This is a genomic window from Erythrobacter crassostreae (assembly GCF_019204045.1).
Lineage (GTDB): Bacteria > Pseudomonadota > Alphaproteobacteria > Sphingomonadales > Sphingomonadaceae > Erythrobacter > Erythrobacter crassostreae.
In genome coordinates this window covers 1,325,352-1,352,350 of sequence record NZ_JAGSPC010000001.1, presented here as the reverse complement: position 1 = coordinate 1,352,350, position 26,999 = coordinate 1,325,352, and the positions used below count along the sequence as shown (strand labels likewise).

Annotated in this window: 25 protein-coding genes; 9 read left to right on the top strand and 16 right to left on the bottom strand. The window is 57.3% G+C overall.

Annotated features, from left to right (window positions below; all coding sequences use genetic code 11):
- Window positions 1-2: 2 nt before the first annotated feature.
- Both KCG46_RS06590 and clpB read right to left on the bottom strand, forming a co-directional pair.
- Window positions 3-3,428 (bottom strand): TonB-dependent receptor domain-containing protein, encoded by a 3,426-nt coding sequence (locus KCG46_RS06590; protein ID WP_218404482.1) that lies wholly within the window; start codon window positions 3,426-3,428, stop codon window positions 3-5.
- A 339-nt stretch (window positions 3,429-3,767) separates the two neighbouring features.
- Entirely contained in the window at window positions 3,768-6,347 is a 2,580-nt protein-coding gene (gene clpB / locus KCG46_RS06585) for an ATP-dependent chaperone ClpB (RefSeq protein WP_218404481.1), read from the bottom strand.
- A gap of 185 nt (window positions 6,348-6,532) precedes the next feature.
- Between clpB and KCG46_RS06580 the strand changes: the two genes are divergently transcribed.
- The 3 genes from KCG46_RS06580 (at window position 6,533) to KCG46_RS06570 (ending at window position 12,232) form a co-directional block, all read left to right on the top strand.
- A complete protein-coding gene (locus KCG46_RS06580; protein WP_218405347.1) occupies window positions 6,533-8,764 on the top strand; it encodes an acylase in 2,232 nt (743 codons plus the stop codon).
- A 69-nt stretch (window positions 8,765-8,833) separates the two neighbouring features.
- Window positions 8,834-11,707 carry a M16 family metallopeptidase gene (locus KCG46_RS06575; RefSeq protein ID WP_218404480.1) on the top strand — a complete coding sequence of 958 codons (2,874 nt, stop codon included), beginning with the start codon at window positions 8,834-8,836 and terminating at the stop codon, window positions 11,705-11,707.
- A 222-nt stretch (window positions 11,708-11,929) separates the two neighbouring features.
- Window positions 11,930-12,232 (top strand): hypothetical protein, encoded by a 303-nt coding sequence (locus tag KCG46_RS06570; RefSeq protein ID WP_218404479.1) that lies wholly within the window; start codon window positions 11,930-11,932, stop codon window positions 12,230-12,232.
- A gap of 72 nt (window positions 12,233-12,304) precedes the next feature.
- Here KCG46_RS06570 and KCG46_RS06565 read toward each other — a convergent pair whose 3' ends face one another.
- The 14 genes from KCG46_RS06565 to rpsU form a co-directional block, all read right to left on the bottom strand.
- Window positions 12,305-13,108 carry an SDR family NAD(P)-dependent oxidoreductase gene (locus tag KCG46_RS06565; RefSeq protein WP_218404478.1) on the bottom strand — a complete coding sequence of 268 codons (804 nt, stop codon included), beginning with the start codon at window positions 13,106-13,108 and terminating at the stop codon, window positions 12,305-12,307.
- Between the two features lie 177 nt (window positions 13,109-13,285).
- Window positions 13,286-13,885: a hypothetical protein gene (locus KCG46_RS06560; protein WP_218404477.1), complete on the bottom strand. Its 600-nt coding sequence runs from the start codon at window positions 13,883-13,885 to the stop codon at window positions 13,286-13,288.
- A 5-nt stretch (window positions 13,886-13,890) separates the two neighbouring features.
- Window positions 13,891-15,057: a M48 family metallopeptidase gene (locus tag KCG46_RS06555; protein ID WP_218404476.1), complete on the bottom strand. Its 1,167-nt coding sequence runs from the start codon at window positions 15,055-15,057 to the stop codon at window positions 13,891-13,893.
- A complete protein-coding gene (locus KCG46_RS06550; RefSeq protein ID WP_255551806.1) occupies window positions 15,057-15,785 on the bottom strand; it encodes a hypothetical protein in 729 nt (242 codons plus the stop codon). Before KCG46_RS06550 ends, KCG46_RS06555 begins: the two co-directional genes overlap by 1 nt.
- Window positions 15,786-15,970: 185 nt before the next feature.
- Window positions 15,971-16,774 (bottom strand): hypothetical protein, encoded by an 804-nt coding sequence (locus KCG46_RS06545; RefSeq protein WP_218404475.1) that lies wholly within the window; start codon window positions 16,772-16,774, stop codon window positions 15,971-15,973.
- Window positions 16,771-17,328, bottom strand: a complete 558-nt coding sequence (locus KCG46_RS06540; RefSeq protein WP_218404474.1) for a hypothetical protein — start codon at window positions 17,326-17,328, stop codon at window positions 16,771-16,773. Before KCG46_RS06540 ends, KCG46_RS06545 begins: the two co-directional genes overlap by 4 nt.
- Window position 17,329: 1 nt before the next feature.
- Window positions 17,330-18,829 carry an Asp-tRNA(Asn)/Glu-tRNA(Gln) amidotransferase subunit GatB gene (gene gatB, locus KCG46_RS06535; protein WP_218404473.1) on the bottom strand — a complete coding sequence of 500 codons (1,500 nt, stop codon included), beginning with the start codon at window positions 18,827-18,829 and terminating at the stop codon, window positions 17,330-17,332.
- The gene (locus KCG46_RS06530; RefSeq protein WP_218404472.1) at window positions 18,822-19,034 is read right to left on the bottom strand and encodes a hypothetical protein; all 213 of its coding nucleotides are present in this window, start codon (window positions 19,032-19,034) and stop codon (window positions 18,822-18,824) included. Before KCG46_RS06530 ends, gatB begins: the two co-directional genes overlap by 8 nt.
- Window positions 19,035-19,119: 85 nt before the next feature.
- On the bottom strand, window positions 19,120-19,791 hold the full coding sequence (locus KCG46_RS06525) for a hypothetical protein (protein ID WP_218404471.1): 672 nt from the start codon (window positions 19,789-19,791) through the stop codon (window positions 19,120-19,122).
- A 112-nt stretch (window positions 19,792-19,903) separates the two neighbouring features.
- Entirely contained in the window at window positions 19,904-20,044 is a 141-nt protein-coding gene (locus KCG46_RS06520; protein WP_218404470.1) for a hypothetical protein, read from the bottom strand.
- Complete coding sequence (gene gatA / locus KCG46_RS06515) at window positions 20,041-21,525, bottom strand: Asp-tRNA(Asn)/Glu-tRNA(Gln) amidotransferase subunit GatA (protein WP_218404469.1); 1,485 nt, start codon at window positions 21,523-21,525, stop codon at window positions 20,041-20,043. The genes KCG46_RS06520 and gatA overlap by 4 nt, the downstream gene beginning before the upstream one ends.
- Window positions 21,526-21,632: 107 nt before the next feature.
- The gene (gene gatC, locus KCG46_RS06510) at window positions 21,633-21,935 is read right to left on the bottom strand and encodes an Asp-tRNA(Asn)/Glu-tRNA(Gln) amidotransferase subunit GatC (RefSeq protein WP_218404468.1); all 303 of its coding nucleotides are present in this window, start codon (window positions 21,933-21,935) and stop codon (window positions 21,633-21,635) included.
- A 29-nt stretch (window positions 21,936-21,964) separates the two neighbouring features.
- Entirely contained in the window at window positions 21,965-22,585 is a 621-nt protein-coding gene (locus KCG46_RS06505) for an FKBP-type peptidyl-prolyl cis-trans isomerase (RefSeq protein WP_218404467.1), read from the bottom strand.
- A gap of 127 nt (window positions 22,586-22,712) precedes the next feature.
- Window positions 22,713-22,919 (bottom strand): 30S ribosomal protein S21, encoded by a 207-nt coding sequence (rpsU, locus tag KCG46_RS06500; protein WP_006834591.1) that lies wholly within the window; start codon window positions 22,917-22,919, stop codon window positions 22,713-22,715.
- 248 nt (window positions 22,920-23,167) lie between these two features.
- Here rpsU and crcB point away from each other — a divergent pair, with 248 nt between their 5' ends.
- Genes crcB through KCG46_RS06475 form a run of 6 tightly spaced genes read left to right on the top strand, consistent with a single transcriptional unit; the run spans window position 23,168 to window position 26,993 of the window.
- Complete coding sequence (gene crcB / locus KCG46_RS06495) at window positions 23,168-23,575, top strand: fluoride efflux transporter CrcB (protein WP_218404466.1); 408 nt, start codon at window positions 23,168-23,170, stop codon at window positions 23,573-23,575.
- Entirely contained in the window at window positions 23,572-24,795 is a 1,224-nt protein-coding gene (locus tag KCG46_RS06490; protein ID WP_218404465.1) for an RluA family pseudouridine synthase, read from the top strand. Before crcB ends, KCG46_RS06490 begins: the two co-directional genes overlap by 4 nt.
- A complete protein-coding gene (locus tag KCG46_RS06485; protein ID WP_218404464.1) occupies window positions 24,795-25,394 on the top strand; it encodes an FMN-binding negative transcriptional regulator in 600 nt (199 codons plus the stop codon). The genes KCG46_RS06490 and KCG46_RS06485 overlap by 1 nt, the downstream gene beginning before the upstream one ends.
- A complete protein-coding gene (locus tag KCG46_RS06480) occupies window positions 25,391-26,047 on the top strand; it encodes an HAD-IA family hydrolase (protein WP_218404463.1) in 657 nt (218 codons plus the stop codon). The genes KCG46_RS06485 and KCG46_RS06480 overlap by 4 nt, the downstream gene beginning before the upstream one ends.
- Window positions 26,044-26,295, top strand: coding sequence for a hypothetical protein (locus KCG46_RS12625; protein ID WP_255551805.1), 252 nt, complete (start codon window positions 26,044-26,046; stop codon window positions 26,293-26,295). Before KCG46_RS06480 ends, KCG46_RS12625 begins: the two co-directional genes overlap by 4 nt.
- Window positions 26,292-26,993 carry an ATP12 family chaperone protein gene (locus tag KCG46_RS06475; RefSeq protein ID WP_369410173.1) on the top strand — a complete coding sequence of 234 codons (702 nt, stop codon included), beginning with the start codon at window positions 26,292-26,294 and terminating at the stop codon, window positions 26,991-26,993. The genes KCG46_RS12625 and KCG46_RS06475 overlap by 4 nt, the downstream gene beginning before the upstream one ends.
- Window positions 26,994-26,999: the final 6 nt, after the last annotated feature.

Here is a 26,999-nt window from a genome sequence, read left to right as displayed (position 1 = left end):
CCTTAGAATTCGAAACGGATCGAACCGAAGAACTCGCGTCCGTCGTAATCGTAGCCGTTACCGATCGCGGTGTTGGCAATCGCGAGCACTTCGCCGCCGTCAACCTGTGGCGGTGATGTGTCGAAGATGTTGTCGACACCGAGGATAACCGTGAAGTTATCAGCACGGTAGCGCAGCGATGCAGTGTGGTAGAAGATTTCGTCTGCGAAACCTACGTCACGGCAGAATACGCCGTCACCAGCAACGATGCCGTCTGGAACACCGTTTGCGTCACGCGAACCACCGCCGAGGCAGGTGTTGCCGACGAAGCCGGTTGCTGTGCCGTCAGGACCGAAGCCGAATGCATCAGAGAAATCATCGATACCATCAGCGTCTTGCTCAACAGCGCCGGTGTAACGGGTCTGCCAAGTGAAACGCAGATCGTCGATGTCAGCTGTGAACGTGGCCGTACCGGTCCACTTCGGAAGGCTGAACTCGCCTGCATCATCATCAAATGTTGGCGAACCATCATCGTTGATGAAGAGCGTGCTACGCTCGATCAGGTGGTTAGCACGGACGTTAAGGCCAAAATCGACGCTTGTGCCGCCGATCATGACTTCTTTGCCCATGGTGGCGTTGAAATCGAGACCACGAACATTCTCTTCGTTCAGGTTGATAAACCCGGCGAAGATGTCCGAAACCAACTGCGTGCCAGTTGTCGAGACCGAGATACGATCACAAAACGGGCTGACAGTACCATCATCACGGCCATAGCAATCGTTCAGAATGAACTGACCGTTTGGTGAGATGATCGAATCTTCGAGTTTGATGTCGAAGTAGTTGATGCCGAGGCTAACGTCGAAATCGCTACCCCAGGTATCTTCATACGCCATACCCGCAGTGATCGAACGCGATGTTTCAGGATTGATGTCGAGGCTACCGCCACGAGCAATCTCAACACTCGGGTTCTGGATCGGAGGAAGCGAACCGCCGCCAGCTGGATCGTCTTGCAGACCAGCCGATGTTGGATCACGGCCTTCGCGAACGCAGTTTGCGAGGATGAAGTCTTCACGATCATCCTGTGTCGCATCATACGTGCCAGTTACGTCGTTAAACGCATCGTCAGGAACGGCGCACGGGTCAAACAGGGTGTTAAAGCCTGTTTGCGATCCGAGGAAGTTCTCACGAAGGTTCGGCGCACGGAACGAAGTACCGTAGCTGAGCTTCACCAGCAGTTCCGAAATCGGACGCCAGCCGCCTTTGATCGCGTAGGTGAAGTTCGTGCCGTAGAACTGCTCGTTCGTTACACGACCCGAGAGGTTTACGTTGAGCTCTTCAACCAGTGGCTTACCGGCCATCAACGGAACGTCGATTTCACCGAATGCTTCAAAGATACGCTTCGAACCAACAGCACCGCTATCGGCGAAGAAGCCGAAGAAGAGGCCGTTAGACGCAACCGAGTTCGCGTTCGATGCGATACGGTCAAAACGATATTCAACACCAACCACTGCGCCAACTGGGCCAGCAGGAAGTTCGAACAGATCACCAGTCGCAAATGCGTTCAGTGTGACTTGCTCGTAAGTGGTGTCAAAAGACCGGTCGCCAAACACGTAATCGCGCTCTGCCGCCGTTTCGAAATCACCAAGACCGACACCGAGTACGCTAGGTGCGAACAGGTTAACCGGAACACAGCCCTGGGTCAGATCAGAAAGTGCTGCATCTGGGTTAGCCAGTGCCGTTGCATCACAAGGAGTGATCGACGCTGGATCGCCAACGATCTGAGAAATCAGACCGGTACCGAATGTCTGGCCCGAGATGTAGTCATCGGCAATGCCATCACCATTGTTGTCAAAGATGCCGTCGCCATCGAAATCCTGGGTAGGATCGATGCCGAGTGCAAAAGCGAGCTTATCTTCACGGATACCGCGAACGTTCGAAGTACCTTCTGCGCGCGAGTAAACGCCTGCCACATCGAAGGTCCAGCTTGAACCGATGAACGGCAGATCGCCGCGAACACCGAGAACACCGCGATACTGCTCTTGAACAACATCGGTGTTGTTACGGTCGCCTTGGATCGCAAAAATCGGACGAACCGAGATCGGGCCAAGTGCGCTACGGCCGGAACCAGGCAGCGAAGCCTCGGTATCGGCACGGCAATCAACGCCGGTCACTGCAGTGTTACAAGGGTTGAACTGGTTATCATCCGGAACGAACGGGAATATCTGGGCGAAGAATTCGTTGTCCGCCGAGATTTCAGCACGCGAATACAGCGCTTCGAAGTAAGGCGTGATGTTCGCCTCACCCGGGAAGGTGTACTCACCGTAAGCCATCACGTTGAACAGGTTCTGCTCGCTCAGGAAAATCTGCTCGGGGTTGATGCCGTTCAGGTTCTGCTCGTTGAGGAAGTCAACATCCTGGATTCCATCACCGTTTCCATCGACTGGCGAACCAGCGAAGAACGATTCGTTGAAGTTAGGAATACCGCTGTTGCTGGCGCCTTCGGTGAAATACACCGAACCGACGCTTGTAAACGGAATGCTGATCCGGCCGTTAAAGCCGTTTTGCGCACATTCGCTGGTCGAAGTGGTGATTGTGCCACCCGAATCGGCCAGAGCGTTCGCTTGGTTGTTGATGCCGAGACGGCGGATTTCGCCGGTCGATGTAAGCTCCAACTGGGTGTTGCAACCCTGGAAGAAGTCACGGTCGCTCAGACGGAGCGCATCACGATGATCATATTCTGCGCCAATGCCGAAGAAGGCACGGTCAGTGTTAAAGCCCCAAGCGGCGCTGATAGAGTAGTCTTCGCCAGAACCTTGCGGGTTAATCTCGCCGCGACCGAACAGCTCGAGGCCGTCAAAGTCTTTACGAAGGATCACGTTACCAACACCGGCAACAGCGTCTGAACCGTAAACCGAAGACGCGCCGTCAAGCAGCAGGTCATAACGGTCGATCAGTGAACCTGGAAGCAGGTTGAGCGATGGCACGGTAGGAGCGCCTTCAACACCAGCAGGTGCGAGGCGGCGGCCGTTGATCATCAAAAGCGTACGGTCAGCACCAAGGCCGCGAAGGTTCAGTGTTACCGAACCCGGGCCGTTGTCGAGAACGAAGCCCTGGAAGGTCGCGTCGATCTGCTGACCAGAGGCGCTCTCAGAACGCTGGAGAATTTGCGAAGGATCGAAAAGACCGGCTTCCTGCGATGCTTCGGTGGTGAGAACCTGAAGCGGCGAGATCGAGCTGTACGTATCGCGAACAATACGTGAGCCGGTAACCGTGATACGGCCCTGATCCTGACTCTCTGGCTCGTCCGACGTTACATCGACCTGCTCTTCTTCGTCTTCAGACTGCTCTTGACCTTCGTCCTGCGCATATGCGGGACCTGCGACGACAAATGCGAGGGCCGAAGCCGAAAACGCCAATGCCTTCACGGAATTGCTGTGAAACTTTTTCATGATAACTCCAGTTGCGACAACTGGAACTTTGCTTTGCGGACGAACACATTTCGCAGATCACGTCTTACCCAAACATGATGTGCGAATCCCCTGCTCGCGCCGCAACAAAGCCCCTGCGGTGGTAGAGGTGTGCAATAGTGACTGTTTGATGTCAAAGAAGGCGCAGCAGCTTCACAACTTTTAAACCCTGTGTTGCGTTAATCCCACAGACAGAATCCAGTCTCGTAATTTTGTGCGATTATAGCTTTGCGATAAATACAAAAGAGAGCGGCTCGCACGAAACAATCCACCCTCTATGCATTTATGCTAAATTTGCGAAAGCAAGTTTCTCGCCGCGACTCACTCAGCCGCGGTCATGATCAGCTCGCCGTCACCTTCATCCACTTTAAGAGTCGTTCCATCCGTGACGGTGCCATCCAGGAGCTTTTCGGCGAGGGGATCTTGAAGGTAACGCTGAACGGCTCGTTTCAATGGCCGTGCACCATAAACGGGATCGTATCCAACCCTGCCAAGCCACCTGAGCGCAGCTTCCGTCAGGTCGAGCGTGATCTTGCGATCATCCAGCAGCTTCTGCACGCGCTTCACCTGAATCGCGACGATGGGTGCCATGTGCTCCATCGCGAGGCGATGGAACAGGATAATCTCGTCCAGGCGGTTCAGGAATTCCGGGCGGAAATGTCCGCGCACCTGATCCATGACCTGATCTTCAACATCGGCGACCTTTTGATCATCGCCAAGGTTAGAGAGGAACTGGCTGCCAAGGTTTGATGTCAGGATGATCAGCGTGTTCGAGAAATCGACGACGCGGCCCTGCCCGTCCGTCAGGCGGCCATCATCGAGCACTTGCAGCAGTACATTGAACACATCGGTGTGCGCTTTTTCGACTTCGTCAAACAACACCACCTGATACGGGCGGCGGCGCACGCTTTCTGTCAGCACACCGCCTTCGTCATAGCCAACATAGCCCGGAGGCGCGCCGATCAGGCGAGCGACCGAATGCTTCTCCATAAATTCGCTCATGTCGATGCGAACCATCGCCTGATCATCGTCAAACAGGAACCCGGCAAGCGCCTTGGTCAGTTCCGTCTTGCCGACACCGGTTGGGCCGAGGAACAGGAAGCTGCCGAGCGGCCGGCCGGGATCTTGAAGCCCTGCCCGCGCGCGGCGCACGGCTTTGGACACCGCAGTGATCGCATCGCTCTGGCCGATCACCCGCTTGCCCAGGATATTTTCCATATCGAGCAGCTTTTCGCGCTCGCCTTCCATCATCCGCTCCATCGGGATGCCGGTCCATCGCGCAACGACGCTGGCGATGTCTTCTTCGGTCACTTCTTCACGCAGGAGCGCGTCATCGGTCAGGTCTTCGGCCGCTTCCAGCCGCTTCTCCAACTCAGGGATCGTGCCGTAAGACAGCTCGCCCGCTTTCGCGAGATCGCCCGTGCGCTGCGCCTGTTCCAATTCCAGCCGCGCGGCATCAAGCTGCTCCATGATCTTGCCTTCGGCTTCAATCTTGTCGCGCTCGTTCTGCCAGCGGGTGGTTAGTTCGGCGGATTCCTGCTCCAGATTGGCAAGCTCTTCGAGCAGCGCCTTGAGCCGTTCACGCGAAGCCGCATCCTCTTCTTTGGCGAGCGCGCTCTCTTCGATCTTGAGCTGGATAATCCGGCGGTCGAGCTCATCGATCTCTTCGGGCTTCGACTCGACTTCCATGCGGATCCGGCTCGCGGCCTCGTCCATCAGATCGATGGCTTTGTCTGGCAGGAAGCGGTTTTGAATGTACCGGTCGGACAGCTTGGCGGCTGCCACAATCGAGCTATCGGTGATCCGCACGCCGTGGTGCAGCTCATATTTATCTTTGATGCCGCGCAGGATGCTGATTGTATCCTCGACGCTCGGCTCTTCGATATAGACCGGCTGGAAACGGCGTTGAAGCGCAGGGTCTTTCTCGACATATTTCTGATACTCATCGAGCGTGGTTGCACCGATACAATGCAGCTCGCCGCGCGAGAGAGCAGGCTTCAGCAGGTTGGAGGCATCCATAGACCCTTCAGAAGCGCCCGCCCCGATCAGGGTGTGCATCTCGTCAATGAACAGAATGATCTGTCCATCGGCGTTCTTCACTTCGTCGAGAACGCTTTTGAGCCGCTCCTCAAACTCGCCGCGATATTTCGCGCCTGCGATCAAAGACCCCATGTCGAGCGACATCAGCGTGCGCCCTTTGAGGCTGTCGGGCACATCACCATTGGCAATACGCAGCGCGAGTCCTTCGGCAATGGCTGTCTTACCCGTGCCCGGCTCACCGATCACGGCAGGGTTATTCTTGGTGCGACGGGCGAGAATTTGGATTGTCCGGCGGATTTCCTCATCGCGGCCAATCACCGGATCCAGTTTACCGTCACGCGCCGCTTGCGTCAGATCGCGGGCGAATTTTTTCATGGCATCATAGGTTGCCTCAGCATTCGAGCTATCGGCCTTCTTGCCGCCGCGCAGTTGATCGATTGCCGAATTCAGGCTCTGCGGCGTCACGCTCGCGGCTTTCATGGCCTCGCCCGTCGCACCCGGAGCAAGCGCCAAGGCAACGAGCAGCATTTCAACAGTGACATAGCTGTCGCCCGCTTTCTCCGCGATCTGCTCTGCTTGATCGAGCGCGCGCACGGCATCATTGTCCAGACCCGGCGTTTGCTGCGCACCGCCGCCGGTGACAGCGGCGATCTTGCCAAGCCCTGCATCAACCGCGCTAACAGCCAAAGCCGCTTCACCGCCTGCACGCTGGATCAAACCGGCGGCCATGCCCTCTTCATCTTCGAGCAGCGCCTTAAGCAAGTGCATCGGGGTAATTCGCTGATGGTTCATCCGGATCGCGACAGTCTGAGCGCTTTGCAGAAAGCCTTTGGCGCGATCTGTGAACTTTTCGAGATTCATGGGTGCCTGTTCCCTTTGCCTAAATTCTTCCGACCCGCGCTTTCGAACCCGCGAGGTGTGTTACTCGAATAGGTGGGTTCAAATCGCCAGTTTTGCAAGTGGCCTGCCTCATCTGCAACATGCTTGACGTTACCCTGCCCGAAGGCAATGCTCTCATCCAAGAGAGATTTGGAGAGATTTCGAATATGTCATGGGTGAAACGCAGCGCCTTTACGCTGGTCGTGTTGTTGATTGTCGCGTTCGTCATTCTGGCGACGTGGGAGCCGATTGCGGCAGGCAGCGGTAAGGCTCCGCCGGATCGCACATATTCGGCAGAGATTATCCGCGATGAATTCGGCGTACCAAAGATTTACGGCAAAACCGATGCAGATGTCGCATTTGGCGTGGCCATGGCTCAGGCGGAAGACGACTTCTTCACCTTGCAAGATGTCGTCGCGATGAGCCGCGGGCGTTACGGCGCAATCGCTGGCGAAGAAGGCGCGACGTTTGATTATGTCTACCACCTGCTGGACGCGCGCGGCACGGCGACACGCGAATATCCCAAACTGCCCGAAGACAGCCGCGCTCTGTTTGAAGCGTTCGCCGCTGGCCTCAACCAATATGCAGAGGAACATCCTGACGAGGTCAAACTAACCAATCTTTTCCCGGTCAACGGTGAAGATGTAGCCGCCGGTTTCGTGCTTCGTCAGCCGTTTTTCTATGGCCTTTCCAATGTTGTCGGTCCGTTGGTTGCAGGGGACGATCTGCGCAAAGAATTCGGCCCCGACATTCCCGGCTTCCCGCGCGATGGATCGGAGCCTGCGAAAGAGGCGGGCACCGAACATATGGCCATGAATGGCGTTCACCCGCTGCCATGGGGCGATGATGCCGGCATGCTGGGTTCCAACGCATGGGCTGTATCGCCAGACAAATCAGGCGGGCCAACTACGCTGATCTCAAATTCTCACCAGCCGCTGCGCGGCGGAGTGGCGTGGTATGAACTGACCGTTGAAAGCGAGGAAGGCTGGCACTTTACCGGAGCAAACTTCCCCGGATCGCCGTTCCCGTTTCTAGGCCACAACCGTCATCTCGGTTGGACCAACACCGTCAATCGCCCAGACATGGCCGACATTTACAAGCTGGAGATGAACGAGGCGAGCGATCAGTATAGGCTAGACGGGGAATGGCGCGATCTGGAGACGAAGACCGTGTTCCTACCTGTGCGTATGGGGCCGGTTGTGCTGCCGATCCCGCGTAAGATTCACCGCAGCATTCACGGGCCAGTGATCGAAAACGACAACGGGTTTTTCGCGGTGCGCTACGGCGGAATGGACAGCGTCGATCAACTTGATGCCTATTACCGCATCAACAAAGCGACCAATTTTGAAGAATGGCAGACACAGATGGCCCGTATGGCGATCCCGTCGACCAACTTCATCTACGCGGATGAAACGGGCAATATCGCCTACCTCTATAACGCAGCGATCCCTGACCGGCCCGAGGATGTCGAGGCCAACTGGCGCAGCGTGCTTGATGGCAATCGCAGCGATCTGATCTGGGAAGGCTCTGTCGATTACGAAGAGATTCCAAAGGTCATCAATCCATCTTCGGGTTGGCTGTACAACGCGAACAACGAGCCTTTCACAGCGGCAGGCGCTTCTGATGACATTGATCCAGAAAGCATCTCGCCCATTCTCGGCGTCGAGCTAAAACAGACAAACCGTTCGCGCCGCGCTTACAAACTGTTGTCCGAATCCAGTCTGCTCGACCGCGCGAATCTGGAGCGGATCAAGTATGACACGGCTTACGAACGCGAAGGCTACGTCGCAGATATGTTCGCCGGTCTGGAAGCGATGGAATTCCCGCCTCGGATGAAGGACACAGGCCAGTTTGAATTGGAACGTGCGCGCGACCTGCTGCTCGAATGGGATTTCACTGCAGACAATGAAGGTCCAGCCGATGCGCTTGCTTTGCTGATGATCCGCGACTTTATGTCCGCCGAATATCAAAACAGAGGCAGCGCGCCTGACGTGAAAGAGCATCTGCAAAAGGCCGTCGACCATTTGATGGAGCATTTTGGCCGGATTGATCCACCAATGAGCGACCTTCTCCGCCTGCGTCAGGGCGATGTTGATCTGCCGCTCGATGGAGGTTCTGACACATTGCGCGCATCGACCACTTGGGAAGTGCATGATGATGGCCGTTTAAGCCTCGTCCATGGGGATAGCTTTATCCAATGGGTTGAATGGAATGACGGGGAGCCCGTGTTCTCGCGCTCCATCCAGCCCTTTGGTGCTGCAATCACGCGGCCAGAAAGTCCGCATCACACCGACCAGATGCAGCTGTTCGTCGATCACAAATTGAAGCCGGTCTACTTCTGGCGCGAAGATGTGATCGCTAACGCAAAGCAACGCTACACTGTAAGCAACGGGGACTGATTTACCGTTGCAATACACCGGCCTAACACCCACGTTTAGGTCAATCGAAGCTTCTTGGGGAGAATACCTATGTCCGTTCTAAAAACAGGCACGCGCCTGGCCACCACCAGTTTCGCCGCGATCGCGCTGGCAACTGTCGCACCGATCACCCCGGCATTGGCTGATGGCCACGGGGACCACGCGCATGGCGATATGGCGAAGGGCGGCGATCTTACCGATCTCGTTGCGCAGGTTGGCATCCCTTATGAAGAATTTGAGCTCGAGAACGGCCTGACTGTGATCGTTCACGAAGACCGCAAAGCACCCGTCGTCGGCGTAGCGGTCTGGTACAATGTCGGCTCCAAAGACGAGCCAACCGGCAAAACCGGATTTGCCCACCTGTTCGAGCATTTGATGTTCAACGGTTCGGAAAACGCGCCTGCCGACTACTTCCAGTATCTGCAGGAAATGGGCGCGACCGATTACAACGGCACCACCAATTTCGACCGTACGAACTACTTCCAGACCGTGCCCCGCCCTGCGCTCGAACGCGCGCTGTGGCTGGAAAGCGACCGCATGGGCTATCTGCTCGGCGCGGTGACGCAGGAAAAGCTCGATAACCAGCGCGGCGTTGTCCAGAACGAAAAACGTCAGGGCGATAACCGGCCCGGCGGCCTCGTATTCTATGAAATCCTCGACAAGATGTTCCCCGAAGGCCACCCCTATGGCCACTCGGTCATCGGTTCGATGGCCGACCTCGACAGCGCATCGATGGACGATGTGCGCAACTGGTTCCGCGACAAATACGGCCCCAACAATGCGACCGTCGTTCTGGCCGGTGACATCTCGGCAGCCGAAGCGCGGCCAATGATGGAAAAATGGTTCGGCCCGATTGCGCGAGGTCCGGTGAACAATCCGGCGCAGGCCGAAATTCCGGTTCTTCCCGAAGATATCCGCAGCGTGATGAAAGATCAGGTCGCAGCGACCACGATCACGAAATACTGGCCAGTGCCGGGCATCACAAGTGACGAGCTAACTGCGCTCAACATCGGTGCGAGCGTGTTTGGCGGGCTGGCATCCAGCCGTCTCGACGAAATCCTTGTCCGTGATGAACAACTGGCTGTCGGCGTTTCTGCCGGCAATTTCGATTTCCAGCGCGTCGGAATTTTGTCCGTAAGTGCCACTCTGAAACCGGGCGGTGATCTGGCCGAGCTTGAAGCCCGCCTTGATCAACTGATCGCGGAATACATCGCAGAAGGTCCCAACGAAGACGAAGTCCGCCGTGCGGCCACCAGCCAGCTGGCCGGAACCATTCGCGGTCTTGAACAGGTAGGCGGGTTTGGCGGCAAGGCCGTTACGCTTGCTCGCGGTGAAGTGCTCGCCGGTGATCCGGCAAACTACAAGAAGAACTTCGATGTTCTCGCCAAACTGACGCCGGCAGATGTGAAAGCCGCGATGCAGAATTGGATGACGCGTCCGTCCTTCACCCTGGTACTCGAACCGGGTGAGCGCGATGCGACATACGAGGAAGCAGCCAGTGTCGAAACCGAGGAAGGCGCAGAAGAAGCGGCACCTGCGGACAACACTATCGCTGTTTCAGTGGAGCGTCCTGCACCGCCGATTGGCTCACTTGCGACCCTCGATTTTCCGGACATCGAGCGCACCACGCTCGCGAACGGGATGAAGATGACTTACGCCCAGCGTGACGCCGTTCCAGCGACTTACGTCACAATGTCCTTCAACGCGGGCAGTGCGGCTGATCCGTCCAATATGCGCGGTCTCGAAGACCTCACCATGTCGCTGTTCGATGAAGGCACCGCCGACATGTCGAGCCAAGAAATCGCCGAAGAGCGAGAGCGTCTTGGCCTGACTATCGGTACTGGCGGCGGCGCAGACCGTTCGACTTTCACGCTTTCCGCGCTGTCTTCGAACCTGACGCCTTCGCTGGAACTGATGAGCTCCATCATCCGCGAGCCTGCTTTTGCCGAAGCCGATCTGGAGCGTGTGCGCACCCAGACCATTACCGGCATCAAGCAGCAGCTTAAATCACCGCAAGGCATCGCGCGCCGCGCAATCGGCCCGGAAATCTTCGGTAACGATCACCCCTATGGTGCAAGCAGCACCGTAGAGAGTGTCTCTTCAATTTCCCGCGATGATCTGTTCGGCTTTAAGGACAGCTGGATCCGTCCCGACAATGGCGAAGTGTTCGTTATCTCCGACCGTCCGATGGCCGAAGTGGCAGACGCTCTGAACGCCGTGTTCGGTGATTGGTCTGCTCCGACAGCGGCAAAAGGCACAAAGTCATTTGCAAGCACCGGTCAGGCAACAGCGGGCAACCGTGTCATCCTGATCAACCGTCCGAACTCGCCGCAAAGCGTGATTGTTGGCGCTCAGCTGACCGGACTTGACGCAAGCGACGCGAATTACATCGACTTCACCAACGCCAACAATTCGCTTGGCGGAAACTTCCTCGCGCGGCTCAATATGAACCTGCGCGAGACAAAGGGTTGGAGTTATGGTGTTCGCGGCGGGCCACAGGCTCAGGAAAACGCGGTTGTCTATGCGATCTCCGGCGGTGTTCAGGCCGACAAGACTGGCCCAAGCGTCGCGGAGATGATCCGTGAGACTTCAGAATTCCTCACCACATCCGGTGTCACACCTGAGGAACTGGAGCGCAACGTCGCAGCGGAAGTCGGCGAATTGCCGGGCCGGTTCGAAACGTCGCCAGCGGTACTGGGGGCGATGCGCAGCAACGCTCTCTACAACCGTTCGGACGACTATTACGAAACACTGGTTGAGAAGTATCAAAGCCAGACCGCAGGCAGCCTAGATGCAGCCGCACGTGAAGCGCTGGACGTAGAAAACTTCGTCTGGGTCGTCGTGGGCGATGCCAGTCAGGTACAAGGCCAGCTCGAAGAACTCGGCCTGCCATTGGAAGTTCGCGAACTTCCAACCGAAGAGTGACGCTACGGCCTACAGGGCTTTGAATGAATACCAAGGGCGGAGGCATGCGAAAGCGGCCTCCGCCCTTTGTTTTGCGCCTCTCAATCAAGCCGGAATCCGGTTGAATGGCACTGACACACGTGTAAACAACGGATCAAGAGTTTCGCTGCGCAACCACGCAGGACTACGCTCGAAATCAATGATGGGGTGAATGATTACCCCCGACACGCAAGGAGAAACACGATGTCACTTTCCGGTTCTTACAGCACCACAGTCAAAAGCCCGATGGGCGATCAAGCTGGCACTTTCACCGTTGTTGACAACGGCGACGGCACATTCAGCGGCAACATGGCCGGCGGAATGGGTTCAATGGATGTCGAAGACGGCAAGGTTGATGGCAACACCCTCACCTGGAAAATGAACATGACCGTTCCAATGCCGATGACGCTCGATTGCGAAGCAACCATCGAAGGCGAAACGCTCGCTGGCAATGTGAACGCAGGCGCATTTGGCGCGATGCCGGTAACAGGCACGAAAACCGCGTAAGCCGCGATTTCAGAGCAAGTCAGAAAGGGCCGCCGGAGCGACATGCTCCGGCGGCCCTTCCGTTTGCGCGGCCTAGATCAAGCCTTGCGCAGTTTCCGTGATAAGCTGCGCCATCTTTGCCGATCGGTCGTCATCCTCCGCATGGCTATGAGGGCGCCCCCAATCGCGCGCATCATTGTCAAAATAGCGTCCGCTTGCGTCCACGAGTTCCGCATCTTCTGCCGCGCGGACAAGGATATCCGCGCCAATCGATAGATCCTTGCCTGCAACGCCGAACCCCTCTCGTACCATTTTGCTGGCGAGCAGAGAGCCTGGGTTGACTGCGATGAAGGCTGGCCCCTTCGGATGCGTCAGGGCCATCGCCCGTGACCACATGGTGACCGCCAATTTGCTTTGAGCGTAGGCATCCATCGCTTGCCCGCTGGCTTTGCGTCCAGTCATCACGTCGATATCGACAGGTGACTGCGCAGCGGAAGACAAAGTGACCACCCTGCCCTGTTCACCAATGATCGGAAGCAAACCGCGTGTAAGCACGTCAACGGCAAACGTGTTCACAACAAAGCGCGTATCGTGCCCACTGGGCAGCACCGGCTCCGGCAGTTTCAGCACACCCGCATTGTTGATCAGCACATCAATCGCGGCGTGACCCTTAACGATCTGCTGCGCCATGGCGGAAACCTGCTTCAGATCGGCAAAGTCAGCGCGGTATGTTTGTACCTGCGCATCGGGTGCAGCCTGATGGACCGCCGATACCGCCGCTTTCAATTTGTCCGCGCTGCGTCCGTGCAGCAGCAGGGTGTGGCCCTTGCCCGCGAATTTTTTCGCAGTCTCCAGCCCAATACCATCGGTCGCGCCGGTGATAAGAATGGTGGCCATTGCATGCCCTTTCTATTGGTTGTTGCTGCACCAAGTGGGTGGTCCAACCTGCATCACAAGAGCGCACCGATTGTTCGGCCAGGGCACAAATGGATAACGCCACGAAAAAGCCGCCGGAGCGATATGCACCGGCGGCTTTTCAAATCTCTGTGCGACGCCTCCGCAGGGGCCTGCCTGCTAGTTCAGCGAAGCGCTGTCCATAATCGCGCGAACTTCCTCAATTGAGGCACCAAAATAGTGCAGCTCAGGTGCGGAAAAATTGATCAGGTAAACTTCGCCGTTGTTCCACGCAAGCCGTGCTTCGCCAACGCGGACCAAAGCGTCGTTGGGTAGCGCATATTCATAGCGCATCAGGATCGCGTCCTCACCGCCAAGTGTTGACGGCTCCAGCGAGGTCACGTCAAACTGCGTCACATCATATTCAATCGAGAAGCTCGCCTCAAACAATTCGGCCAGATCGGTGATCAGCATATCGCTTTGCACCTTTGGCATCGGGCGGGTTTTCTTCTTCCTGTCCTTGAAAAGAGTTTCACCATCGCCAACACGCCCGATCAGGTGCAGTTGGTTCAGGCCGAAGCCGTCTTTGGTCCAAATCTCGCCATTCTTTGAGGGACGCCGATTGCGGCGGTTCCATTCGGTCTGCGGTGTGACGATCAGCGCGCCCTTACCTGCTTCGACCCGTTCAACCTTGACCAATTTCCAGCGCGCATCCGCAGGTGCCGGCGTAATGGCGACTGTCGCGACCGCGAGGGCCAGAGCGTATTTCGAAGATTTCATCAGCATCATTGCGATCCTTTAATCATCATCTGCATCATTGGTGCATCAGGCGCATCAGGCGCCTTTTCCAGATAGGTTGCGAGGACATCAGCGCCCTCTTGCTTGCGCCTTGCGCGCATCAGAGTCAGGCCAAGCCCCCTCCATGCGGCGGGCAGTTCCGTGCCGCGAAAAATTGCTTCGCGGTAGGCATCTTCCGCTGTCACCAGATCGCTTGGCTCGCCTCGTTTGCGATGAAGCTCACCCTCCATCACATAGTGGATCGCGCGCCAGTTATCGCCGGCCACTTCATCAAGGATAAATTCGGACGCAGCGAAATCGTTGCGCTGCAATTGATCTTCGTAAAAAGTCAGCAGGTGTGTATCCAGCGCGGAGGCATAGGGCCCCACCCGGAAATCACCGACATCAGCATATTCAGCCGCTGCTTCCGCCAGATAGACTGAACGTTCTTTCGGCGCAGGATGGCTATCAAACCACGCACCGCGGCGATTGCGGCTCCGGCGTTTGCGTTCGACTGCGCGCACCTCGTCCTCGTCAATCATCCGGACCCAGAGATCTGCCGACGCCTGACTGGGATAGGCTGACGCTGCGAGGTATTCGGCAGAGAGCAAATCGGCCTCCACCTCCATATCGCGGTTGAAACTGAAGACATCGAGCAGGAACAGACTGCCAATCGGAACCCCGACCACGCCGGAGACGACTGCCATTATGTCCGTGCTGCCGCGCAATTTCTGGAAAATACGCAGCGAGTGGCGTTGTTCAAAATGGGCAAATTCGTGACCCAGAACCGAAGCAAGCTCTGCCTCGTTCCGCATCCGCAAAAGCAGGCCGGAATTCACGATCATCATCCCGTTCGGGGCCATGCTGGCATTGAACGAGCTATCGCGAACAATATAAATCCGCACTGCATCGCAGCGATCGCTACCCACAGAATCGCATAGGACTTGCTTCAGATAGGAATTGAGCCCCTCATCCCGGATAAGGTCTTTGCTGGTCTTAACCCGGCGCTCCACCTCATCAAAACTCTGCCACAGACCGCGTTCGTCAATATCCGTCGGTTCATACGACACCGAGTAAGGCGGGAACTCTGCGGGCTGCTCCGCATCTTGAGCGAGAGCAGGTCCTGCAATTCCAATGCAAAGCGCAGCCAGCGCGGCTTTGTCTAGAAAAGGCATCAGCCTTCTTCTGCGACAGAACCGGGGAAGTCTTCAAGCAATTGGCGGACCCGCTTTTCCATGCCTTCTGCATTGCGAACATCTCCGCCCATTTGCGCATCGGCATTGAGCCACAGAACATGGCCCGTATTCAAGTCAACGAGGCCCGCGTATCCGATGTGGAGCGGCGGTGCGCCGACACCGAAAATGATCCGCATCGCCTTGTTACCGCCCGAAGAATAGTGATCTTCGGTGTAGATAAACAGGCCATAATTCGCGCCCGTCATTTCGGCGAGACGCTTGGTCTCTCCGCCCAGTGTCCAGTCAAAATCGCCCTTTTTTTGGGTCGGCAAACGGTTGCCGACAAAGAATTGGTGGAACATGATCGAGTTCGCAACCGAGGCAAACAGCGCCTCGTATTCCGCGACCATTTCTGCGTCATCGCCAACCATATCACCGAGTGGCGTAAGCTCGTTCGACAGGCGCGATTGAGCGCGGATAAGTTCCGCATCCATCAATTTGCGCGCTTCATCCGTCCATTCGGCGCGCGGCTCGAAAATACCAGCCATCGACTTTTCTCCGACTTTCACAGCCGGCCGGAAAAGAACGATTTTCTCATTGGCAATCTGGCTCTCTTCAAAGCCCGGCCGCACGCCCGCTTTTTCCGATGCCATCGATGGTGTTGAAACGAGCAAAAGGCTCGCTGAAAGAACGCAAGCGACGAATGCTCGCATAGCTGCGAATGTCATGAATGACCCCCTTGAAAATCCCTGCGCTGAAGCTAGCCCCATGATGCTGAGTTGCAACCCTAAAATAGCCGGTTCTCCACTCTGCACCTTTAAGCGCGGGGCATAGCCAGAAAGCTGACAGGCGGGATTGTATCAGAGCGACATTTGAACACATCGCGCAAAAAGGCAGGCGTAGCTAAACTGCCCTAGTTATGCAGCGACAAGCGCAGCTCGTCACCGGTCACTGGGTCGAAGGGTATGCCTTCGCGATATTCGAGCACGCCAGGAATGGCAGCGAGCCGGTTTGCGTGAATGCGCCGCCGATCTACCCATGGTCCGATTGCGCGATACGGCGCGGGCACGATTTCAGAACCCGCCAATTGTGCCGGTACAAACGCCTCGCCCTCAACCGGCCGGATACCAAATGCGAACATGCCGAAATCCATCCGCGCGACACGGCCAAGCCCGCTTTCATCTTTGAGCTCGGGATGCGGCGAAGGGTCCCACGCATTTGAAACGAGATACGTGCCCAAGTCCGTCACTTTGCCTGGCTCCGCTACGAAACCGACCGTACCCATGCAATTGCATTGATACATATAGCCGTTGTAGCCGACACCGTAGACGACATATTCGCCAGCCGGCGCTTCGACGATCTGGACCCGCAATTTGTCGCCAATTTCAACATATTTGCGCTTGGGCCGCACTTCAAACAGGTTTGGCACCTCTTCCCAATCGAAGACAAATTCTTCGTAAGGCATCTTGCGCTTCTTGCGATCATATTCGGCGCGCTTTGCCGTTTCATAGGCCGCCAGATCAGCCTTCGACGGGACGCGCAGGAAGAATATGGAATTGGCAGCGTCGGGCACCCGGAAAAGGAAATAGGCTTTTTCAGGATTGACCGTGACGGCCTCTTCCTTGCGCAATTGGGCAAAGCTGGTGTCGTCTTTGGCGAGAGCGGATACAGGCAGGGTAAGTGCGAGCGCGCAGGCTGTGATGAAACGCCCGATCATGGCTTGGCCTCCGGCGTTGGCGGCACAGGGCCAGCAGCAATCGCTGCAAGCAATTCTGATCCATTCTCACCGGTCTCGAACAGTTCCTGCCACTGATCCTTGTTGGCCCGGTAACGGACATATCCGCGCGGCGTCATGCAGCGGATCATACTCGATTGCCGGATCGAACGTTCAATCGGGCCATCGATGATCGACGCGATGGCAAAGCCTACTAAGCCGAATTGACCGCCGTCATATGCGACAGCGTTGCCGGCATCATCGCGTCCCCAAGGGACGAAAGTGTTGGCTTTTCGCTGGACTAGCCGACCGGAATGCGCGGCGCATTCTTTCACATCGGAAAGCGCCGCTTCGTAAGTGGTATCCGCCTTATGGAAGACCACATATTTTCGCGCATCGCCGAGCTTGCCTTCGGGACTCGAAAGGTCGGGAATGGGCGGCGGCTCGGGTACCTCGGCCTTTGCCATTTCCTGCGGCCTCTGCGCCTGAGGAGCCTCCTGCGCCGCAAGAGGCATCGACAGCGTGCCGAGGGCGAGCAGAATGGCGCGTCTTCGCATCTTAGCCCAGTTTGTCTTTCAATATCTGGTTCACGACGCCCGGATTGGCTTTGCCCTGCATCGCTTTCATCGTTTGGCCGACGAAGAAGCCGAACAGCTTATCCTTACCGCCCTTATACTGCTCGACCTTGTCCCCGTTATTGGCGAGGATTTCATCAATGGCTGCTTCAATCGCGCCGGTGTCGCTGACCTGTTTGAGCCCTTCGGCATCGGCGATTTCTTCCGGATCGCGGCCAGTCTTCAAAACGATTTCATAAATCTCTTTGGCCTGACTGCCCGAAATCTCGCCCCTATCCTGCATCGCAAGGATTGTTGCCTGAGCTTCCGGTGTGGAATTGGCGAGATTGGCTTCATCGCCAAGCCCCTTGATCACGCCCGGACCAACCGACAACGCCCAGTTCGCAACCTGCGTCGCGACCTTTGCCTCTGACTTGCCGATTTTCGTGGCCGCAACCGAAAGCAGCGTTTCGAACCGTGCAAAGGTTTCCACCTCGGCAGTCAGCTCACGCGCATTGTAAGGCGTCAGGCCAAGCTCTTCCGTATAACGGGTGCGCTTGGCATCGGGCAATTCCGGCAGGCTGGCGCGGCAATCGGCCAGGAAATCATCCTCAAGCACCACCGGAAGCAGATCGGGGTCCGGGAAGTAGCGGTAATCATGCGCGTCTTCTTTAGAACGCATAGTCCGCGTGGTTCCGGTCGCGACATCAAACAGGCGTGTTTCCTGATCGACGCTGCCGCCGCTTTCCAGCACATCAACCTGACGGCTGGCCTCATATTCGATGACTTGCATGACGAAACGAACGGAGTTCACGTTCTTGGTCTCGGTGCGGGTGCCCAGCTCTGTATCGCCAACCTTGCGCACAGAGACATTGACGTCGGCGCGCATGGAGCCTTCTTCCATGTTGCCATCGCACGATCCGACATAACGCAGGATGCTCCGCAGTTTGCGGACATAAGCGCCCGCCTCTGCTGGCGAGGTCATGTCAGGCTTGGACACGATTTCCATCAGAGCGACACCGCTGCGGTTTAGATCGACATAGGACATGGTCGGGTGCTGATCATGCATCAGCTTGCCCGCATCCTGCTCAACGTGAATCCGCTCGATCCCGATGACTTTGTCTTCGGGAATCCCGCCTTTGTCGTCAGCATCAATCAGGAGCTGCCCTTCGCCCACGATCGGGTGGTAAAGCTGGCTGATCTGATAGCCCTGCGGCAGATCGGCGTAGAAATAGTTCTTGCGGTCGAACCGGCTCCATTTGTGGATTTCCGCCTCGATCGCCATGCCGGTACGCACAGCCTGACGGATGCATTCCGCGTTCGGCACAGGGAGCATGCCGGGCATCGCCGCATCGACGAGGCTGACCTGCGAGTTCGGTTCTGCACCAAACGTGGTCGAAGCGCCGCTGAACAGCTTGGAATTGGAAGTGACCTGCGCGTGCACTTCGAGGCCGATTACAACCTCCCAATCGCCGGTCTGCCCCTGAACTATGTACTTACTCATGGTTGTCTTTCACCTGATCTGGTGTGGTGTTTGTATCGAGCCTTTGCGCGGGCTTTGCATCGCCATCGGCCGCGTCGGGCTTGTCCTTGATTTCTTTACCGCTGCTATCGAACCGAGCTTCGCCGTGGTCAATCGTTTTGGAGAGATAAAGCACCAATCCGCCGAGCAGCACGAACGCCATCATGAAAATGGTCGCGAACAGCATTACGCGATGTCCTCTTTTCCTGTGGCAAAATCCTGGATCATTGTACGAATGTATTTACCCGCTGCAGCGGCGCTGTTCAACATTATCAATGCGCCTTTGCTGCGAGTGTCTCGTAAATCTCCATCGCGCCTTCCAGCGTCTTTGGATCAAGCCGATCAGCAACGTCTTTTAACCGCGCGCGGCGTTCGGGATCTGGATACCCGGTGACGGCCATCTGGCTCGTGATTTCCTCGCGCAGTTTGTCATCGATGACACCGCCTTTGAAATTGGAGCCAAACTTTTCGTTGGTTCGCTCGACCACTTCGCCAAAAGTTTGAGTGGCCTGTTCGAATGTCGCGATCACGACTTTGTCCGAAACTGTCTCGACAGCCTGATAAAACCCAATCCAGCGCCGTAGAGCCCACACCAAATCCAGCCCGCTATCGTGCTGCGCCCAGCTTCGGATCGCGTCTTGAGGCCATCGGATCAGCACGATCACTGGCAAACCGCGCTTTGCGCCTGCGAGGATATGCGCCTCGGAATGCTGATGCTCGGCGATATGCATGCGCCGTCCTTGCCAGTGGCGAAACAGGCGCAGGGTCCAGCTGTTGGCAGAGCGCGGGAAACCCTCGATCACAATCTCAGTCTCATCGTTCAAAAGTCGAAAGAGACCGAGTTTGTTGGGCCCGCCATCAAACGGCAGGCGATAGCGCACTCTCTGGATCGCAATATAGGCTTCCGAAAAACGCCCGAGCGCGGCGCGCAATTTGAGTTGCAATCCGGCTTTGTTTACCACCACTTAGCAAGGGGGTGAACAAAATCGGCGCGCTGCCGGATCACGAGGCCTGCGTTCAGCACAAGTGCGCTCACGAAGAAGCTAACGTAGCGCATTAATCTTGCTTCTTATCTTCGATACGTTTGCCGGTCTTGCTGTCGAAGCGCGCTTCGCCAAAAAACCGGCGACGCTCAACGTAACCGATTGCGGCAAAGACAGCTATCATCGCCACTATGCCGATGGTTTCCCAGCTCACCACCATTTCGCCGGCGCGTGATCAAACCCGCTGCGTTGCTGGATCGCGAGGCCTGCGTTCAGCACCATCTGCTCGTCAAACGGTTTGCCAACAAGCTGAAGGCCGAGTGGCAAGCCATCCGAATTGATCGTCGCAGGCACGCTCATCGCGGGGAGGCCCGCGAGCGATGCCGGAACGGCGAACACATCGTTCAGATACATCGTCAGCGGATCATCGTTCAAGCTGCCGAGCGGGAAGCTGGCCGTTGGCGTTGTCGGGGCGAGGATTACATCGCAATGTGCCCAAGCCTTCTCAAAGTCCTGCGCAACCAGCGTGCGGATCTTCTGCGCCTGCGTGTAATACGCATCGTAGAAACCTGCTGAAAGCACATAGGTGCCGATCAGAATGCGGCGCTTTACCTCGTCACCGAAACCAGCGGCGCGGGTCTCGGCATACATATCCTGCAGTCCAGCGCCCTCGGGCAGATCGCGCAGGCCGTAACGCACACCGTCATAGCGCGCGAGGTTGGATGACGCTTCGGCTGGTGCGATAATGTAGTATGCTGGCAGAGCGTATTTCGTATGCGGCAGCGAGATATCAACGATCTGAGCACCAGCATCTTTCAGCCACGCTTTGCCCTGCTCCCAGCTATCGAGGATCGCAGAATCGGTGCCATCCATCGTGTATTCTTTAGGAATGCCGACTTTCTTACCTTTAAGGTCGGCATTCAGCGCGGCCTCCCAGTCGGGAACGTCCATTTTCAGCGATGTCGCGTCTTTCGGATCGAAACCTGCCATCGCGCCGAGCATAATCGCGCAGTCTTCAACAGAGCGCGCCATCGGACCGGCTTGGTCGAGCGAGGAAGCGAACGCCACCACGCCCCAGCGTGAACAGCGGCCATAGGTAGGCTTGATCCCGCAAATGCCGGTAAAGGCGGCAGGCTGGCGGATCGAGCCGCCCGTGTCGGTGCCGGTAGCCGCAGGCGCAATCCGCGCTGCGACGGCAGACGAAGAACCGCCAGACGAACCACCTGGCGACATCGCAGCATTGCTGCCCGATTTCTGCCATGGCGATGAGACGTTGCCAAAGAAACTCGTCTCATTCGATGAACCCATCGCGAACTGATCAAGGTTCAGCTTACCCAGCATGCCCGCGCCCGCATCCCACAGGTTTTGTGAGACAGTGCTTTCGTACTGCGGCGTGAACCCTTCGAGGATGTGCGACGCAGCCGTGGTCTGCACACCTTTGGTCGCGAACAGATCCTTCATGCCGATGGGCACACCCGCCATCGCGGCCAATTCTTTGCCATCGGCGCGCGCTTTGTCGGCGGCGTCCGCTGCGTCCAGTGCGTGGTCGGGCGTGGTCACGATAAAGGCGTTGAGCGCAGCGGCTTCGGCCACAGCTGCGTTGAAGCTTTCCGCGACTTCGCGCGCGGTGAAATCTCCGCCGCGCACACCATCACGGATGGCTTTGACACCAAGTTTTGTAAGTTCTGTGCTCACTTCTCTTCCGTTCGTCCTGAGCCTGTCGAAGGGCGAACCTTTCGGTCCAGGCCACACTCGCGCTTCGACAAGCTCAGCACGAGCGGGTTTACACTATAGTATTCCGGCTATTCGATCACCTTAGGCACGCCGAAAAATCCGTGTTCGGCAGCGGGCGCATTCGCGAGCACATCGTCGCGGCGTCCGCCGGCAGTTTTCGGATCTGCGTCAATCACATCATCGCGCAAACGCAGTTCATTCGGAATCACCGCGCTCATCGGCTCGACCCCGTCCACATTTACCTCGCCAAGCTGCTCCACCCATTCAAGGATGTTGTTCAGCTCTGGCACCATCGTCTCAAGTTGCTCGTCGCCCATCTTGATACGAGCGAGGCTCGCGATCTTGGCAACGGTTTGTTTGTCTACCGACATGGCTGTTTCCCTTGCAGGGGTTGTCTGGATTACTGCCCCGGAGGAGGCGTGATTGGCACGGAGTTCGGACCACCAGGTGCGCCGCCGCCCGGCCCGCCGGGTCCACCAGGACCCTGGGGGGCTTGCTGCTGCATAGTCTGCTGCAGAATGCCAAGGTTTCGGTCGAATGTATCCTTGGTCATGAAATCGACCAGCTCGATCTCGAAAATCAAATCGGCATTGGGGCCAATGGGCGCGCCGGGAGGAGGCTCTGCACCATATGCTTGCTCGGACGGGATGTAGACTTCGTATTGGCCGCCCTTCTGCATTTTCTGCAGCGCGTTGAAAAACCCGTCGATCGTCGCGCCTTCTTCGATCGGGAACGGCGTGCCTTCTGGGAACAAGCCCTGAACCGGCAGCGGAATGTCCTGCGATTCATCAAACACTTCGCCGTCTGCCGCGGTTTTGCCTTTGTATTTCACAAAAGCGACGTCGCCGACATTTGGCGTATCACCCTCACCGGCAACCAGTGTGTCGATGGTGAATGTCTTTGGCGTGGCAGACCAGGCGAGGCCAGCCCCCAGCGCAATCGCGACGATAACGCCCAGCCATAATTTGGTGAGCGAGCCCTTGGCGATAGGCTGGATTGGAACACGGGTAACTTCGGTCATTTCAATTCCCTGATCGGATGCGCGATTTTGCGGAATTCAGATAGCAAAAGGGCGCGGAATGATACCGCGCCCTGATGGCTTATCCATTGTGTGTATTCAAGCGTCTTTGCGCTCAAATACCGGCATATTACTTGATGCCGTCACGCTCCATGCGCTTACGCTCCAGCTTACGGGCGCGGCGAACGGCTGCTGCCTTTTCGCGGGCGCGCTTTTCGCTGGGCTTTTCGTAGTGGCGACGCAGCTTCATTTCGCGATAAACGCCTTCGCGCTGCAGCTTTTTCTTAAGCGCGCGTAGGGCCTGATCGACATTGTTATCGCGAACCATGATTTGCATAAACGACTATTACCTCATTCCAAAAGCACGAAAGCCCGCTCATGATTCGCGGGGCAAACGCGTAAATTTGACGCTAAAAACGGCACGTTTCCCGCCACTTACGGGCCCGGAACGCGCCTTAACTGGTGCCCTCATAGGCCTACATGGTAAAAATGGCAAGGTATTCAGTGCCTCAAATCGCCCTGAAGCCGCTGCTTGCTTGATGGAGTGCTATGCAGCGGGCGCACTGAACGCTAAGGGGCATGCAAATGACATCGCTCGCTCTCTCTCCCATGGCCGCATCGGCCACTGTTGCCATTGGCGGCGCCATTGGTGCTGTCGGACGGTATCAATTGGGGCGCGCCGTTACGCACTATGTCGGCGTGGGCAGCGGATTCCCATGGCCGACCTTGGCCGCAAATGTGATCGGCAGCCTTGCCATGGGCCTGTTGTTCGGCTGGCTCGCCCGCCATGGCGGAGCAAGCGACACTATGCGCCTGTTCCTTGGCGTCGGCTTGCTTGGCGGGTTCACTACATTCAGCGCGTTCAGCCTCGAAATGCTGCTCTTGATAGAGCGCGGATCAGTGGGACTCGCGGTTCTTTATGCTGCAATATCGGTGCTGGCGGGCCTCGCCGCACTCTATATCGGGCTCTTAATCATGCGAGGTGCGGCATGACTGCCGACAACAACAGCGACAACAAAAGCGAAAGCAAAGACGTTCGTCAGTTCACTGTCAGCGAAGACGATGACGGTATCCGGTTGGACCGCTGGTTCAAACGGAACCTGCCGCAGATCGGTTTTGCCACCGTGTCGCGCTGGGCGCGCACAGGCCAGATCCGGGTCGATGGCAAACGTGCCAAGCCCGAAGATCGGCTTGAAGAAGGGCAGACGCTGCGCGTGCCGCCCGGCGGCGAGGCCAAGCACAAAGCGCCAAAGCCGAAGCGCGAATTGACCGAGGAAGAAGTGGCTCAGGCCCACGCCATGGTGATCCGCGAGACTCCGAGCGCGATTGTCTTCAACAAACCCCCGGGTCTTGCGACGCAAGGCGGTAGCAAGACGACCAAGCACGTAGACGGTTTGCTCGATGCATTTGTTACCGATGAAAAAACGCCCCGTCCGCGCCTAGTCCACCGGCTCGATAAAGACACCTCCGGCGTGCTGCTGGTCGCGCGCACACCGGGCAGCGCGGCGGCATTCTCGCGCCGCTTTGCCGGACGCAGCGCGCGCAAGATTTACTGGGCGCTTGTCGTTGGCTTGCCCGAAACCCGCGAAGGCACAATCGATGCTCCGCTCGCCAAACAGCCGGGCACCGGCGGCGAAAAAATGCATGTCGATGAAGAAAACGGCGCGATGGCGAAGACGCGTTACCGTGTGGTGGAACGCGCCGGTATGCGCGCCGCCTGGGTCGAACTGGAGCCGCTGACGGGCCGTACACACCAATTGCGCGTCCATATGGCGGCCATTGGCCACCCGATTGTGGGCGATGGCAAATATGGCGGACAGGATGCATTCCTGACCGGCGCAATCAGCCGCAAGATGCATTTGCATGCGCGGCGACTTATCATTTCGCAGCCGAACAACGATTCTGCGGGCGGCGCGACCGGCGGCGGCAAACTGGATGTGACGGCAGAGCTTCCCGAACATTTCGCTGCCAGCATGGAAGCGCTGGGCTTTGACGAGAAGCTTTCCGACGCTTCCCCGGTCCGCGACGAAGCGCCAGAGCGCACGCCAGCCGAAAAGAAGCAGGCCGCGCGCCGCTTTGCCAAACAATATCGCAAAGACCGGCGCGGTGAGCGCAAATCGCGTACGACTTCTGCAGTAACAACGAACAAGAAAAAGAAAGCCGCAGCCAAAGCGCAGGGTAAGGGTAAAGGCGCGCCAAGGAGACGCCGCTAATGCATCCCAACCCGCTGTTTCGGACCGAGGATCGCGCTCTGATCGAAAGACTGGTCGAGCAGGTCGGGTTCGGAATGGTTTTTCTAACAATCCCCGACGGACCGCGTGTTGCCCACACACCGATCTTGATGACCTCGGACAACAGACTGCAGTTCCACCTTGCCCGGCACAACGCGCTGAGCCCGCATCTGGACGGCGCACAGGCGCTAGTCACCGTGAACGGGCCAGATGGCTATGTCAGTCCGCGCTGGTACGACAACCGCGATACAGTACCGACATGGGATTACGCCGCGGTGGAGATCGAAGGAAACGTGCGCGCGATGACGTATGCGGAATTGGAACAATTCCTCCACGCTGTCATTGAAAAGCACGAAGAGCGCATTGCAGGCGAGCGGTGGGAAGCCACCGAAACAAACGCGCAATTGTGGGACCGGCTGGCCAAAGGCATCACGGGATTTGAGATGACGATTACCGCATTGCGCCCCACCTTGAAGCTCTCCCAGAAAAAGTCACCTGAAGAGCGGCAGCGCATTGCAAATGGCCATGCAGAAAACGGCTCGGGTGATCTGGCCGAATTTATGATGGGTATCGCCCGATGAAGCTTGCCGTGTTTGATTGCGATGGAACGCTGGTCGATGGGCAGGCGGATATCTGTCAGACCATGGTGCAAGCGTTCGAGCGTGCAAAGCTCGCTCCACCTGATGCCAATGATGTGCGGCGGATCGTCGGGCTGAGCCTGCCCGTTGCCATCCGTCATCTCGCTCCGGATCTGGATGAGGATGCCTCCCGTCAGGTCGTTGAATATTACAAGAGCGGCTATTTCGCCCGCCGTCAGGAAGGGTTGCTGAACGAACCGCTTTATGATGGCATCACCGATCTGCTCCACGCGCTGGGGGCGGATGGATGGACGCTTGCGGTTGCGACCGGAAAATCGGATCGCGGCCTGCAATCGGTTCTTGCTGCGCATGGGCTGACCGATCTGTTCGTTTCACTGCAAACCGCCGACCGCCATCCTTCCAAACCGCATCCGGCAATGCTCGAAGCGGCTCTGTTCGAAGCCGGCGCGCGGCCCGCGCAGGCCGTGATGATCGGCGACACCAGTTTCGACATGCAGATGGGCCGCGCCGCTGGCGTGCGCTCGATTGGCGTCGCTTGGGGCTATCATCCACCCGAGGAACTGCTCGCAACGGGCGCGGAGCAAGTCGTGGACCAGGTCCCCAACCTTCATGCCGTATTGGAGCAGCCATCGTGAACACCCCGCACGATATCGACGATACGCTCGCAAGAAAGCGGTACATGATATTGAACGCGATCCGGATCGGTTCGCTCGGTGCCTTGCTCGTTGGCCTTGCCATTGCACGCTCTGTAATCGACGCGCCCTATCCGATTGGCGTGGCCTTGGCGGTTGGCGGCTTGCTGGCGTTCTATTTTGGTCCGCGCTCGCTTGCCAGAAAGTGGAAGTCCGACAGCCAATCTTCATCCGGAGACGGCAGCCAGTGAAACGGTTTTACGATACAGTTGCGTTCGGGCAGGTGGAAGGCGGCTGGCAGGTCACACTCGATGGACGCCGCTTGAAAACAGTCAAAGGGGCGCAGCAAATCGTTCCCTCTGCTGCTCTTGCCAAAAAGCTCGCCGCCGAATGGGATGTTCAGGGTGAAAAGCTTGATCCGGCACTGTTCCCTCTGCGCGACACGACAGACTATGCCATTGATGTGGTCACCGCCGATATCGCCGCTCAGGCCGAAAAAGTGGTCGCATTCGGTGACACTGATACGCTGCTATACCGCGCCGATCCGGACGAGCATCTCTATGCGAAGCAGCAGGAGGTGTGGGAGCCGCTGGTCACAGCATTTGAAGCCCGCGAAGGCATCACGATGGTTCGTGTTAGCGGGATCATTCACAAGGCACAGTCAGGCGAAAGCTTGGACAAGCTGCGCACACGGCTTGAAGGAATGAGCGGATTTGAACTGGCGGGACTGGAAAGCATGACCTCGCTCACCGCATCGCTGATCATTGCGCTTTCCGCAGCGGATGCAGGCACAGAGGCCGAAGCGATCGAGTTATGGCGCGCAGCCAGCCTCGAAGAGGAATGGCAGGCCGATTTGTGGGGCCGCGATCTGGAGGCGGAGGACCGCCGCACCAAACGCCAAAGCGATTTTCTGAAAGCGTGGGAATTTATCCGCGCCGCGCGGATTTAGGCCGAG

What these genes read in the sequence shown, in the direction of transcription:
- KCG46_RS06555 (WP_218404476.1), bottom strand. Translation starts at nt 15,057, where the DNA reads ATGCCTTTTCTAGACAAAGCCGCGCTGGCTGCGCTTTGCATTGGAATT.
- KCG46_RS06540 (WP_218404474.1), bottom strand. Translation starts at nt 17,328, where the DNA reads ATGCGAAGACGCGCCATTCTGCTCGCCCTCGGCACGCTGTCGATGCCT.
- KCG46_RS06560 (WP_218404477.1), bottom strand. Translation starts at nt 13,885, where the DNA reads ATGAAATCTTCGAAATACGCTCTGGCCCTCGCGGTCGCGACAGTCGCC.
- KCG46_RS06550 (WP_255551806.1), bottom strand. Translation starts at nt 15,785, where the DNA reads ATGACATTCGCAGCTATGCGAGCATTCGTCGCTTGCGTTCTTTCAGCG.
- crcB (WP_218404466.1), top strand. Translation starts at nt 23,168, where the DNA reads ATGACATCGCTCGCTCTCTCTCCCATGGCCGCATCGGCCACTGTTGCC.
- KCG46_RS06565 (WP_218404478.1), bottom strand. Translation starts at nt 13,108, where the DNA reads ATGGCCACCATTCTTATCACCGGCGCGACCGATGGTATTGGGCTGGAG.
- KCG46_RS06505 (WP_218404467.1), bottom strand. Translation starts at nt 22,585, where the DNA reads ATGACCGAAGTTACCCGTGTTCCAATCCAGCCTATCGCCAAGGGCTCG.
- KCG46_RS06530 (WP_218404472.1), bottom strand. Translation starts at nt 19,034, where the DNA reads ATGCTGTTCGCGACCATTTTCATGATGGCGTTCGTGCTGCTCGGCGGA.
- KCG46_RS06480 (WP_218404463.1), top strand. Translation starts at nt 25,391, where the DNA reads ATGAAGCTTGCCGTGTTTGATTGCGATGGAACGCTGGTCGATGGGCAG.
- KCG46_RS06580 (WP_218405347.1), top strand. Translation starts at nt 6,533, where the DNA reads ATGTCATGGGTGAAACGCAGCGCCTTTACGCTGGTCGTGTTGTTGATT.
- KCG46_RS06485 (WP_218404464.1), top strand. Translation starts at nt 24,795, where the DNA reads ATGCATCCCAACCCGCTGTTTCGGACCGAGGATCGCGCTCTGATCGAA.
- KCG46_RS06490 (WP_218404465.1), top strand. Translation starts at nt 23,572, where the DNA reads ATGACTGCCGACAACAACAGCGACAACAAAAGCGAAAGCAAAGACGTT.
- KCG46_RS06570 (WP_218404479.1), top strand. Translation starts at nt 11,930, where the DNA reads ATGTCACTTTCCGGTTCTTACAGCACCACAGTCAAAAGCCCGATGGGC.
- KCG46_RS06575 (WP_218404480.1), top strand. Translation starts at nt 8,834, where the DNA reads ATGTCCGTTCTAAAAACAGGCACGCGCCTGGCCACCACCAGTTTCGCC.
- KCG46_RS06545 (WP_218404475.1), bottom strand. Translation starts at nt 16,774, where the DNA reads ATGATCGGGCGTTTCATCACAGCCTGCGCGCTCGCACTTACCCTGCCT.
- gatB (WP_218404473.1), bottom strand. Translation starts at nt 18,829, where the DNA reads ATGAGTAAGTACATAGTTCAGGGGCAGACCGGCGATTGGGAGGTTGTA.
- KCG46_RS06590 (WP_218404482.1), bottom strand. Translation starts at nt 3,428, where the DNA reads ATGAAAAAGTTTCACAGCAATTCCGTGAAGGCATTGGCGTTTTCGGCT.
- clpB (WP_218404481.1), bottom strand. Translation starts at nt 6,347, where the DNA reads ATGAATCTCGAAAAGTTCACAGATCGCGCCAAAGGCTTTCTGCAAAGC.
- gatC (WP_218404468.1), bottom strand. Translation starts at nt 21,935, where the DNA reads ATGTCGGTAGACAAACAAACCGTTGCCAAGATCGCGAGCCTCGCTCGT.
- rpsU (WP_006834591.1), bottom strand. Translation starts at nt 22,919, where the DNA reads ATGCAAATCATGGTTCGCGATAACAATGTCGATCAGGCCCTACGCGCG.